Origin of the sequence: Wolbachia endosymbiont (group B) of Pammene fasciana, from assembly GCF_947251495.1 — a bacterium.
Lineage (GTDB): Bacteria > Pseudomonadota > Alphaproteobacteria > Rickettsiales > Anaplasmataceae > Wolbachia.
In genome coordinates this window covers 588,411-601,042 of the sequence record NZ_OX366360.1, presented here as the reverse complement: position 1 = coordinate 601,042, position 12,632 = coordinate 588,411, and the positions used below count along the sequence as shown (strand labels likewise).

Here is a 12,632-nt window from a genome sequence, read left to right as displayed (position 1 = left end):
ATTATGAAAGAGGCAAAGAAGAGTCCGGTAGTTAGATTAAAGGCCACAGCTAAAGAATTCAATTTTAGTAAATTAAGAGCAGATCAAGATAATAAATTAGCGAATTCCGGTGAAACAATGTTCTTAGATTTTCAAAGAATGAATTTTATTATTAATGAAAAAGAAATAGATAAAAATTTTATTATTGCATTTAAGGAAGGAGCTAAAGATTATAAAAATGAGATTTTTAACCGTGATAATTTTGATAACCTCTCTGAAGAAGGTAAAGCTTTTATGGAACCAGTACTTAAGGAGCTTGATCAAGATAGACTATCTGAAGTTTGGGAAAATCATTGTAATAGCCCTACAGTTGCTGATGAAAAAAAAATTGATGAATATAGAAAGGAATTTGAGAGATTTTATAACGCAGGGAGAAGCTCTTATCATCTATTCTCCAAAAAAGATTACCGTGCATTAGCAAAGGAAATTTTCAAGGAAATGTTCAGGTACGCTGGGGCAGAAGTTCCAAGTAATGCTATTTTAGAAGAGCTAGTCACCAATTGTAATCAAGCAGGGTATGAAGCTGGTATATTTAATGAATCTCATGCAGCACTCAGTAGTTGTAGCTTGATTCCACATAGTCCTAAAAAAGCGCTAAACATTTACTGCACTGATCACAACCACATAAAAGTGAAGTCTGATATGGCAATGCCTATAACCACGCTTAACAATCCGAAAGAGAAAATATGTGACCTATCCAGCTCATTAGAATTCACACTTGAATCTCAAGATAGCAAAAATGGTATAATATATAAAGAAGGTAAGTTATCACTTACTATTCCTGAAGAGCTAAAAAACTATAAAGATAATGGCAAGAGCTTGTTTGACATTATTAAAGAATATTTTCAGAAATTCTGTGCAGAACTAGGATTTAAATATGAGACAAAAATACAAATAGAGCATGACTTAGGTACTCAAATCAAAGTAAATAACTATTTAGATGGTACGATATCAACCATAGGATCAGATGCAAATGAAGAATTTATTAATCTTTTAAGCAAAAACCTCAGAGAGAAGTTATTGGAATCAGGAGTTGCTCTAGGAGGTGAAGACGTTGATGATATTATTGAAGTCAGAGTATCTGCAGTTATGGATCTACTGCGTGATTATACTAAATTAGAAGATAATAAAGAAAACAGAGAGTTATTAATAAGTGAAGTAGCAGATAATTTAGGGCTTTCCACTCAAGATAAAACAGCATCAGAAGTATTGATGGAATTAAACTCTTTACCTTCTTCGATAAAAGGTCAGGTTAATCATAATCAAGTGCAGTTTGTTGTAAATATTTTTACCAATTTAATTGTTGAAGGAAAAAGCGAAGTATACAAAGAAAAAAATGCAATTGATGCAATTCATCAGAAGATAGATAAGGCAATTGTTGAGCAAGAAAAAAGAGCAACCAACAAACAAGATATAGAAAATGATAAATGGACAGATAAAATAAAAAAACAGAGATTATCTATGGAATCACATGGGCATTTGCATTAAAGATACTGTGTACAGAGGCGTAGTATGCTCAATTTTCGCCTTTCATTTAAAGCACTCAAATTGATCAAACACACTCAATCGAAAGCGTTTGTAGATTCGATATCTTGAGTAACTTGACGCAGAGAGAATTGTATACCTTAGTCAACTTTTCTAGCGGTATCCATAAGGTAAATCATTATTTGAGTGTTACACCCAAGCCCTCTTTATTTTCCTCTGTTATCAAGCTAAAAATACCATTTGGTTTCATTATGTATACGAAACTATTATGCTTGCAAGAAAAAAAAACCTAAAAAACTGGAAAAGAGAATAGGAATTTGACATAAGCTATTCCCAAATTTTCAATGTTCATATGGTTATAAGCAGTACAGCTATTAATCATCCATTATTGATATACCTGAATTATTCTCAGTAAATAAATCAAGTATAATGTTAGGTACTCTACCGTCAACTATGTGAACAACCCCTGCACATTCTTCTACCATTTTAGTATATGACATAAGCCTTTCAACAAATTTTTCTCCTTTAATTTTTCCACAATCAATCGATTCTTTTAAATTTTTAATCAAGACTCTTCCATTGCCAACTTTGTTTATTTCTTCATCTGTATCACTCAAGATTATCATTTTAGATGCGTAAACTGCAAGTGCAATTGCACTTGCAGTGCTATCAGTATCAATATGATATGTTTCTCCATTTTTTCCATAACCGATAGGTGCAATAACTGGTATAGAATCTGATTCTTCAATAAAGAATAATATATCAGGATTGATTTCAGTTGGTCTACCGATAAATCCCATGTCTAGTATTTTTTCAATATTATTTAATCTATTTTCCCTAAGCGTAGTGCTTATCTTTTCAGCTTTTATGAGGTTGCCATCTTTTCCACATAGTCCAATAGCTGAACCACCAGCAGAATTTATATGCTGAACAATTTTTTTATTAATTGAACCACACAGTGCCATTTCAATGATTTTCATAGTGCTTTTGTCTGTAAGTCTGACACCATTTATAAACTTATCATTCATATCTAGCATTTTTAACACTAAGTTAATTTCATATTCTCCGTCATGAACTACTACCGGATTTATACCAAGCTGTTTCAACAGAACAACATTATGCGCAAAAGCACTAAGCAGCGTTTCATCTGAGATTATTACACTGCTGCATTTGATGATAAAAGTTTCGCCTACAAATTTAGGTATGTTAGACAGAACTTCAAATAATATTTCTGTTTTTTCCTTCAATGGCATCTTACCATTTAAAGATTCATCACTTTTCATTTTTTTATCTTGTAAATTTGAAAAACTCATCTCTTACCTTGGTGATTTTATGCTTAACACGAATGCTTATTTGATGAATTGATACATGTTCATTATTAACCCACTTTTGAGTATTTTCTAGAATAGCATTTAGACTTTCCTGATTCACTTTATCTATTTTTGTTAGCACAATATTAAAGTTAATATTATTACATATTAACCAATAAACAAAGTCTTTGTCTATTTCTTTTAATCCTACCTTGCTATCTATAAGCACAAACACTCTTTTTAGATTTCTCCTGTGAATTAGATAGTACTCAATTAGGTTTAAGTATTGTACTGCTTCTTCCTTGCTTGCACAAGAATAGCCATAACCCGGTAGGTCGACAATCCTAAACTTATCATTGTACATAGAGTAAAAATTTATTTGTCTAGTGCATCCAGGTTTAGAAGAAACTCTTGCAGCTTTTTTGCTGTTTATCAGCAAGTTGATTAAACTTGATTTTCCTACGTTTGATCTACCAGCAAATGCAATCTCTGGAGCCGACTCATCTGGTAATGATTTTTTGTCTGAAGCTCCAAATATGAAGCTGCAGATTGATGTTATCTGTTTTGCCATTATACTTAGGTAGAAATATTCGAGACAATTATAGTGTTATTGCTTGATATAAGAAATTTTTTATTTCAGTATATATTACTTACTTAAACAGCTGAAAACTAGACCTGTACTATATGGATATAGAGAATAATTTACAAGACTTAAAAAAAAAGTTTTCTGATGTAGAGAGAAATCTGGAAAACCCTACCAATTTGAGTCAAAAAGAATTCGTTAGTTTTTCAAAGGAATACTCTGAACTCAGACCAATTATCGAGATAATCGATGAATATAATATATTAAAAGAGGAAATTTCAGATTTAGAAGAAATCATGAAAGATGAGAACAGCGATGGTGATATAAAAGAGTTAGCAAAAGAAGAACTTCTTGAGAAGCAAAAGATAGTATTACCGAAAGTAAAAGCAAAACTAAAGTTGGCATTATTACCCAAAGATGAAGATGACTCAAGAAATGCAATATTAGAAATTAGAGCAGGCACAGGCGGAGAAGAAGCAGCATTATTTGCAGCGATGTTATTTCGTATGTATCAAAAATATGCAGAAAGAAGAAATTGGAAGTTTGAGCCAATAAGTATTTCTAATACAGGTATAGGTGGCTATAAGGAAGCTTCTGCACTCATTAATGGAACAGAAGTTTTTGCAAGACTGAAATTTGAGTCAGGGGTGCACAGAGTACAAAGAGTGCCAGAAACTGAATCCTCAGGAAGATTGCACACTTCCGCAGCTACTGTTGCAATATTACCTGAAGTAGAAGAGGTTGACTTTGAAATAGAAGAAAAAGATTTACGCATAGATGTTTATAGATCCAGTGGTCCTGGAGGGCAATCAGTGAATACAACTGACAGCGCAGTAAGGGTCACCCACTTGCCAACAGGGATAGTTGTAATACAGCAAGATGAAAAATCGCAGCACAAAAATAAGGCTAAAGCGCTCAAAGTGTTGAGAGCAAGGCTATACGAAATTGAAAGACAAAAAAAAGAAATGGAAAGGTCAACAATGAGGAAAAGCCAAATTGGTTCTGGAGATCGCTCTGAACGTATAAGAACTTATAACTTTCCACAATCAAGAATAACAGATCATAGAATTAATCTCACTTCACATCGACTAGAACAGATTATAAAAGAAGGTGAACTAGATGAATTTATTGAGGCATTGATTTCACGAAATGAAGCAGAAAGGTTGACTGGAGGGGGTAATGTTACTTTTTGATGGAAATTTGAAACAAAGCATAGGTATCAGGTTAAAAAGAAGTAAAGTTAGTTGTTCATAAGGTTGACAATTATTTAAATTTATGCTATAATTAGCAGCTCTATAACTTACAGAAACCATGGAAGTTGACTTTAATCAATATGTTAATAGTAACACCTTAGAGTTAAATAATCTATATGTATATATGGAAAAGCTAGTAAACTTTTTACAGAAAAAGCAAAATATTACAAGCTTGACTTTATCTAATTGTTATATTGATGCTCAGTGCGGAGAAGTTTTAAATGAAGCATTAGAGAATATTAATCTTCCAAATATTACTGAGTGTAAATTAACTTCTAGCATTATTGGCGCAGAAGGCTCAATAGCAATCACTAAATTGTTAAAGAATGGTAACTTTCCAAATCTTATTAAACTTGATTTAATTTCTAATGATATTGATGTTGAAAGTGGAATAATATTAATGAGTGCGCTAAGGGGTAGTAGTTTTTCAAATATTAAAGAATTTAATTTACTTTATGACAACGTCTGCAACGAAGGCATAGCAGCATTACGTGAATCATAGAACAACAATATGCTTCCAAATCTTATTAAGTTTAGTTTTCCCTTTAGTATTACTAATGATAACAAAGATATGGAAATGTCAAACGAATACCTATTCGGTTAATAGCATCATATAGAAAAAGGCAAGTTACATTTATTTGTTGCTGCTCATAGAACATCCAAATTCAACTATAGACCTGCTAAAAGGTGTAGGAAATCTTACTGCTATTGACATTATTGCGAAAATTCCATCAATTGATAACTTCCTATTCTGTGTAAAAAAATAAGAAAGGAGAGGAAAAAAAGGATTAGTTTCTTTTATGATTATCCAAGAAGTCTAGTCTAAATTCAAGTTTTGTGAATAGGCCTAGCGCTTAAATTTTTGATTAAAAAGGGACAAGTTTAGTAAAAAATAATGATATTATAAGTGGAACATAAAATAGTCCCACTGCAGTACTAATTAGGAGCAATAAAGTAGCTTTATCTGGTTGGTAATTTAAAATATTAGCAAGTATTATACTGGATCCAGAAATTGGAATAATAGCCAGTAACATCAGTGCTTTATAGATGCTTTCATCATATATACCTGTAACATGCTTGTCTAGTAAGACAATTCCCAAAACAAATAACGGCCAGAATATGTACTTTGCTACAATAGTGGTCAAAGCAAGCTTCCAATCTACTTTAAAATTTGTAATTTGTGCAATACTTATTCCAAGCAGCACCATTCCTAATGTGATAAATGTACTTCTGATATTTATCATAACATCCGTCAAAAAAGTGGGTATTTGTATATCATATATACTTAAAAAGAAGCCTAGAATCATCGCATATAATGAAGGAAGTTTGAGTAACTTTAATATGCATTCTTTTGCAGTATAGATACCATTTGCAGCTATATAAAATCCCAAGCTATTTTCAAATAGTGCCATTCCTATGTAACAGACAACATACACAGACACTGAATCTTCATCAAATAAAGCCATGGCAATCGGTAGACCAAAATAACCCATGCTTGTGCTGCCCGAGCTAAACGCTAATATGTTTCTCGTGTTGTCCTTAAATAAAAAAGAAGAAAGATAATACACTGATAAGGACATAGTACTACCTATAAACCATATCAAAATCGGCAGAGAAATTACTTTTAAATTAACTTCTGTATGAGATACTCCGTATAAAATCACTATTGGATTAGCTATATAAAAGAGTATTTGAGATATAGTATTTCTATCAATTTTAAGATATCTTCCTGCTAAGTAACCAATAAGTATTGTAATGTAAATAGGTAATATTTTGAGGAAAAGAGTGAAGAACATACTAGCCTATTGTGATATCTTTGCTGATAAAGTGATATTAGATTTTAAGGTATTGTAAAAGCAAGTAAAATTTATTTTCCAATTAATCAAGTTCATAGTTAGTTAAAAAAGATTCACTGAGTGCCAAAATTTGTTCTTATATAGGACTTAATAATGATATTTTTATGACTAAATTATGTTAAGTTTGTATAAAGCTCCTTGTATATTTTTATAAGCCACTTTTAGTAATTTAGGTAGATTGTTGAAAAAACACTCATCTTGAATGGTTCTCAGGAATTCTTGCCTTAATCATTAAAATCGCACTATTACTTTCCATAATTTTTTTAAAGCCAACTTTTTCGTAAACACGGATTGCACAAACATTTGCTATACCTGGGTCGACAAAGGCATTCTCATAAACTTTAAAGACAAATTTGTTTAAAAATATATTCAAAGCTTGTGAACCAACTCCTTTACCTACATAGTTCAGCTCTCCGATATACCAGTCTATAGCAGCACAACTTTCTGGAAGTTCTAAAGTGTTATAGATCTGTTTAGGTGGGAAATCATGTTTGTTGTAATATTGAATATAACCAATATCAACTCCATCACAATTAATAATGAATGCGTGCATTGGTTTTTCAATAATTTGTGTCTTAAATTTCAAACGTTTGAATCCTTTAACGTAGTTGCTATATTTTTTCTCAATTAACTCTGGTGTCCAATTTATATCCGTATCCCACCACTTCTTATATGGGGCATTTCTACCCATTTTAATAATAGTGAAAAATGTTCTTCTTTCAACGCTTTAAATGTGATATTTTTATTCATTAATTAAAGATTTTAAGTGTTACTACCGTTTTTATTAATTCTATCTCTAATTGCTAAGTTCATTGAAATTGATATTTCTGTACCTAGTTTTCCTGATATAGTACGCTATTTTAACGTACCGGAAGGCACAATTCAATTAACTATTGCTTATAATTTTTTAGGCGTTTGCATAGGAGGGTTATTTTTTGGTCCATTGTCTGAATGCTATGGCAGAAGAAGGATGATGATCATAGGCAACACTTTGCTACTCATCGGTGCTGTTGGCTGTGTTTTTGCGCTGTCAGTTTCTTGGCTTTTAATCTCTCGCTTTATTCAAGGCATTGGTGTTAGCACATCTGTAGTTGTGTTTGCAATTATTGCAGACAGCTATAAAGGCAACGAAGCAGTAAAATTTATTGGAATCATGAATTCTATTATCACAGTTCTCATAGCAATTGCACCAGTATTAGGCAGTTTCATCAACAAAATTGTTGGGTGGCGTGGTAACTATGCAAGTGTTGCAATACTTTGTTTCATCTCTTGGGTTTTGCTGCTTTTTCTGTTACCAGAAACAAAAAAGGACCGTGATATTTTTAGTCTAAAAAAATGATGAAAGACTATAAAAAATTATTATCAAGTTCAAAATTTATGGTGTTGTCTTTGGCACAGAGCCTTTTTTCTGCGGCTTATATGTCATTCATTACTTGTGGCCCTTTTTTGTATATGGAAACTTTTGGTTTATCCAGCACTATTTATGCGCTACATCAAGGTGCAATGGTTGGGTCTTTCTCACTAATTAGCCTGTTTTCCAGTAAGATCTTAAAGAAACTTGGAGCAATTTGGTGTGTAATTTCCGGTACAGGCGTAATTGCTATTGGATCCCTATCACTTTTAATATTCAGTATAATCATGCCCAGTGCTTACTACTTAGTAACGCTGTCTATGGTTATTTTTTGTATTGGCTGTGGAATTTGTCAAGCAGTCATTTTCAATGCATCATTAAATATTTTCCCTGAAATGAAAGGCACAACTTCTTCTGCAATTTCATTTATTAGAGCTTCTATCATGGCTATTTTTATCGGCTTAACAAGCTACGTTTACGATGGTCAAGCAACCAGTGTAGCTATTCTTGTTTTTTTTGCAGTAGTTCTAATTTACTGTCTATTTATTGTTTTCAAGGTCTGGAAAAATCTATAATCACCATATAGATCCTTCTCATTTCTAGTTATTGCGGTAATATGTATTGTAACTTTGCTGGCTGCTCTAGATGTATCTCTTCCAAATCACCTAATCTATATTAGTTAAAGAGTATTATCTTGCTCATGCGTCTAAAGTTTGAGAGCCAATTTTCAGCAATCCAATCAAATTCCAATTTTTTTCAAACAACTGTTTCTTGCTATTTTTGTACCTTAAAAAATTTAGCTTACTTTTACGCTAGCTTGTTCAAATAGCATTAGTACGATTTACTTTTTTTGAATGTAGAGATTTTCTAGGGATTGTCCTCTTAAATTCTATAGTATCTTGTTTAACATTGAAACGAGAATCCAGTTTCAAGCATTGAAGTGACGAATCAAGAGCTGCTTTTATTCCACCACTCTCAACTACTCGAGTAGTGGACAATGGAATACGATTACTTTCGTTTATACTAATCAGCACGTCAAATTCTATGCTATTATTGTGTTGTTTGATGTTGCTAGCTCTAATTTTACCATTTCCAAACCAAAACTTTATAGAATTACTCGCATCATGATTGATGTCTGAAGAATCAGGCAAAATAGCAAAATTCGCGTTGTTTACAAATCTAGAAAACGCATTTTTGATGTCGTTAAATGTACCGTAATGGTCTATATGGTCGTCATTAATACTTGTTACAACAGCAATATCTGCAGGAATTTTTAACATAGTTCCATCAGACTCATCAGCCTCAATTAAGAAAATGTCACTTTTGCCAAGTTTTGCATTACTCTGATAGGAATTTAATATTCCTCCAACAATTACAGTGGCGTCAGCACCAGAATGATCAAAAATGGAAGCAATCATAGCTGTCGTCGTCGTCTTGCCACTTGAACCTGAAACTGCTATCACATATTTACCTTTCATAATTTTAACCAGCATGTCTGACCTATGCAAAACGGTTTTATTGTTATTTCTTGCTGCAACTAGCTCCACATTATCAGGTTTTATTGCGGAAGAATGTACAACTATTTGAGCTTGTCTAATACTACTTGCATCGTGACCAATATAGACCTCTATACCTAATTTTTGTAACCTATCTATATTGTCGTTTGATCGCGTATCACTGCCTTGAACTTTATAACTGGAATTATGAAGAATTTCAGCAATTGCGCTCATTCCAATTCCACCTATACCGATTATATGTATTACTTCTTTTTTAGTGCTGTGCATATTTGGCAGTAGACGTTTACTTATTACTAAATTTATTATAGTATAATTTAAAATCCTCATGGTATCGAACCATTTCACTAAGTACAATGATAAAAAAACTAGCCTTTCTATGTCTAATATTCGTTTTGATGAGTAGTTGTAGTTTTAGCAATAGGTGTAATCACACCGCAGGTCATTATAAAATTGGCAATAGCTATACAATAAATGGTATCACCTACCACCCAAAATACTGTAGCTGTTATGAGGAAGTAGGAATAGCATCGTGGTATGGAATAGAAGATCATGGCACAATTACAGCTAACGGTGAAGTGTTTAATCGTCACTTGATTTCTGCAGCACATAAGACCTTGCCCCTACCCTGCTTTGTTCGTGTTACTAATTTAGAAAATGGAAGAAAGCTTGTTATAAGAGTTAATGATAGAGGGCCATTTGTTGAAGGTAGAATAATAGACTTGTCAGAAAAAGCAGCACAAGTTTTAGGACTTCATAAGTCTGGGCTTGCGAAGGTAAAAGTCGAGTACTTAAGAAAGAGGTCAGAACAATTGATACAAAATACTCCTCATTACAAAAGGCAATATGAAAAAGAAATGCAGAAACGTCACCCAAAACAAAACAATGCAGAAAGTAAGGGATATGTAGCATTTTTTGTAAACGCTCAGGTAGCTAAATCAGCTGCATCAAAGCTTCGTAATCAAGGAATAGAAAATGTTAGATTGCTTTTCAAGAATGATCAATATTGCGTAAAAGTAAGTTAAAACCTGCATTACAGATTGTGTAGCATGACAGAAACTATTTGACAAATGAGAATGTTCCAAAAGCATGTGCGTTAAATTGAGAAACTATCGTGAAATATAGCAATATTTAAGATTGGTATTTTATTTGTTACATTTCAGGTAGTGACAGCTACCTCAGATGTAGCTGTAAAAAATAATCTACCACTTAAGAAATTTCATTAAAAAAATAGCATAATCTTATTTCTCTAAAAAATACTATCTTCAACTTGAATATGTTGAAAAATATTTTGCGTATTATCCAAAAAGTCATCCTTTATAGCAGCTAGCTCGGATTGTTTTTGAGATAGATTATCTTCTATTGTTCTATTAAAACAATCAAGATCATTGCACTTTAGTTGAGAGCGCATGTCTCCATTTTCATATAAACCTCGTATAACGTCATAATATGCTCGAGTTTCATCAGTTTCTGGTTGTTGCTTTTCTTTGAGTATTGCCTTTAATTTTGAATCTATGTCTAATTCTCTTTTTATAGCTTCAGTAGAATTTTTATGATATTTTTCATAATCTTCAAAACTTTTTAATATTTTACCTTTGATTTCATTTTGTAACATCTTTAGCAAATCTTTAGCATGAGGTTTTTCAATTTTTTCCTTCCACTCATCATACGTATATTCTTGTCGACTACCATATTTTTTATCTTGACACTCACTTCCTATGTTAAACAGCTCTTTGTTACAGATTTTATCACCCTTATAAAAGTAATCGCTTATATTAATTTTATCGCTAGTTAAAGTTTGTCTAATTGCTGCTTTATTTTCTGCAAGTTCTTCTCTGTACTTGCTAATGCAATTTAGTAATTCTTTTTTGCAATCTGTAGTCATAATCTAGCTCCTTTAATAAAATTAGACCTAATTTAGTGTAAAATAATTAATATTTTATTACTATTTTGGTTATAACTAAGATAGTAATGAGAAGTTCAGTGTCTACAAAGTTCGTTTAAACTATTTTCAAAATGGGTATAATATAATTTTAGGTTAATAAAATGAATTACGATGTAATCATTTCAGGTAGTGGGCTAATTGGTCTTATTACTGCTATTGGCCTGAGTAATGACTCTGTATCTGTAGCCGTAATTGAGAAAAATAGTTTACCACGTGCAGTTGATGATAATCGAGCATTTGCCATTTCTCAAGGATCAAAAAAAATACTAGAAAAATTAGGGATTTGGCGGCTCTTAGAAGGCGAAACTGAACCAATACTTGATATATGCATATTAGATGGAGATAGTCCATTTACTGTGCATTATGACCATAAAATGGTTGGTGAAGAGCCAATGGGCTATGTAATCAAGAGCGCTATTATATGGAATGCAATCAATAAAAATTTTTTGCATAAACTCAATATATATTCTCCACGTTCCTATAAAACAATCTCTTGTGACGAAGGATACATGGAAGTTACTCTTGATAATGATCAAAAATTGATATCATCACTATTTATCTGTGCTGAAGGTAAAAACTCTAGGTTGCCAGAGTTGTTTTCTATACCAACGATAAAATTTGATTATAAACAAAATAGCATGGTATTTAATGTAAAACATGAATTACATCACCAAAACTTAGCTGTAGAGCGGTTTTTTCCTGGTGGTCCATTTGCAATTTTGCCAATGAAAGGTGGCTATACTTCTTCAATAGTTTGGACAGAAAAATGCGAAATTTCAAAAATGCTGATGAGCTTATCCGAAGAGGAATTTGTCATAGAACTCAAAAAAAGATTTGGTTCTTATTTGGGAGAAATTGAATTAGAGGGTGAAAGAAGATTCTATCCTTTGAGTTTTTCTTTTGCAAGAAAGCTGCATAAAAGCAGAATTTTGCTGATTGGCGATGCAGCACATTCAATCCACCCGGTTGCAGGTCAAGGACTTAACCTTGGAATGAGAGATGTAGAGAGTGTTATTAGACAAATAACTGCTGCAAAATCCTCTGGCATTGATGTTGGCAGTAATTATCTATTGAAGAAAATTTCATATGACAGATACTTTGATAATTTTACTATGGCACTTGCAACTGATGGACTAAATAGAATATTTTCCAACAGAATACTTTGCGCTCAAGTTCTGAGAAATCTTGGTTTAATGGTAGTTGAAAATTCAGATTTTCTTAAAAAAAGCTTCGTTCGACATGCTATGGGGTTTATATAAATCATTAGATTTCTTTCATCATAATCAGGTATCATTA

At 32.3% G+C, this 12,632-nt stretch carries 11 protein-coding genes and 2 pseudogenes; 7 read left to right on the top strand and 6 right to left on the bottom strand.

Going from position 1 to position 12,632, the window contains the following annotated elements; genetic code table 11:
- Positions 1–3 precede the first annotated feature (3 nt).
- On the top strand, positions 4–1,527 hold the full coding sequence (locus OPR29_RS02710; protein WP_265025419.1) for a hypothetical protein: 1,524 nt from the start codon (positions 4–6) through the stop codon (positions 1,525–1,527).
- Positions 1,528–1,898: 371 nt separating this feature from the next.
- Here OPR29_RS02710 and argB read toward each other — a convergent pair whose 3' ends face one another.
- Together argB and yihA are read right to left on the bottom strand one after the other, a co-directional pair.
- Positions 1,899–2,837, bottom strand: coding sequence for an acetylglutamate kinase (argB, locus tag OPR29_RS02705; RefSeq protein WP_007302824.1), 939 nt, complete (start codon positions 2,835–2,837; stop codon positions 1,899–1,901).
- Entirely contained in the window at positions 2,812–3,405 is a 594-nt protein-coding gene (gene yihA / locus OPR29_RS02700) for a ribosome biogenesis GTP-binding protein YihA/YsxC (RefSeq protein ID WP_007302825.1), read from the bottom strand. Before yihA ends, argB begins: the two co-directional genes overlap by 26 nt.
- Before the next feature lie 113 nt (positions 3,406–3,518).
- Here yihA and prfA point away from each other — a divergent pair, with 113 nt between their 5' ends.
- Both prfA and OPR29_RS02690 read left to right on the top strand, forming a co-directional pair.
- Positions 3,519–4,610, top strand: coding sequence for a peptide chain release factor 1 (gene prfA / locus OPR29_RS02695; protein WP_007302826.1), 1,092 nt, complete (start codon positions 3,519–3,521; stop codon positions 4,608–4,610).
- 184 nt (positions 4,611–4,794) lie between these two features.
- On the top strand, positions 4,795–5,172 hold the full coding sequence (locus OPR29_RS02690; RefSeq protein ID WP_007302827.1) for a leucine-rich repeat domain-containing protein: 378 nt from the start codon (positions 4,795–4,797) through the stop codon (positions 5,170–5,172).
- 364 nt (positions 5,173–5,536) lie between these two features.
- Here the strand turns inward: OPR29_RS02690 and OPR29_RS02685 are convergent, their stop codons facing one another.
- On the bottom strand, positions 5,537–6,466 hold the full coding sequence (locus OPR29_RS02685) for an AEC family transporter (RefSeq protein WP_007302828.1): 930 nt from the start codon (positions 6,464–6,466) through the stop codon (positions 5,537–5,539).
- Positions 6,467–6,719: 253 nt separating this feature from the next.
- A pseudogene (locus OPR29_RS02680) lies at positions 6,720–7,276 on the bottom strand (GNAT family N-acetyltransferase).
- Between the two features lie 16 nt (positions 7,277–7,292).
- Here OPR29_RS02680 and OPR29_RS02675 point away from each other — a divergent pair.
- Complete coding sequence (locus tag OPR29_RS02675; protein ID WP_254229636.1) at positions 7,293–7,865, top strand: MFS transporter; 573 nt, start codon at positions 7,293–7,295, stop codon at positions 7,863–7,865.
- On the top strand, positions 7,862–8,452 hold the full coding sequence (locus OPR29_RS02670) for an MFS transporter (RefSeq protein ID WP_245801406.1): 591 nt from the start codon (positions 7,862–7,864) through the stop codon (positions 8,450–8,452). The genes OPR29_RS02675 and OPR29_RS02670 overlap by 4 nt, the downstream gene beginning before the upstream one ends.
- 440 nt (positions 8,453–8,892) lie before the next feature.
- Here OPR29_RS02670 and OPR29_RS02665 read toward each other — a convergent pair.
- Positions 8,893–9,721: pseudogene (locus OPR29_RS02665) on the bottom strand (Mur ligase domain-containing protein); the annotation flags it as partial.
- A 26-nt stretch (positions 9,722–9,747) separates the two neighbouring features.
- Between OPR29_RS02665 and OPR29_RS02660 the strand changes: the two are divergent.
- On the top strand, positions 9,748–10,416 hold the full coding sequence (locus OPR29_RS02660; protein WP_012481726.1) for a septal ring lytic transglycosylase RlpA family protein: 669 nt from the start codon (positions 9,748–9,750) through the stop codon (positions 10,414–10,416).
- A gap of 224 nt (positions 10,417–10,640) precedes the next feature.
- On the opposite strand, the gene OPR29_RS02655 is transcribed toward OPR29_RS02660, so the two are convergent.
- The gene (locus tag OPR29_RS02655) at positions 10,641–11,276 is read right to left on the bottom strand and encodes a hypothetical protein (protein ID WP_052264692.1); all 636 of its coding nucleotides are present in this window, start codon (positions 11,274–11,276) and stop codon (positions 10,641–10,643) included.
- Between the two features lie 161 nt (positions 11,277–11,437).
- Here OPR29_RS02655 and ubiH point away from each other — a divergent pair, with 161 nt between their 5' ends.
- Positions 11,438–12,595 carry a 2-octaprenyl-6-methoxyphenyl hydroxylase gene (gene ubiH / locus OPR29_RS02650; RefSeq protein ID WP_265025416.1) on the top strand — a complete coding sequence of 386 codons (1,158 nt, stop codon included), beginning with the start codon at positions 11,438–11,440 and terminating at the stop codon, positions 12,593–12,595.
- Positions 12,596–12,632 lie beyond the last annotated feature (37 nt).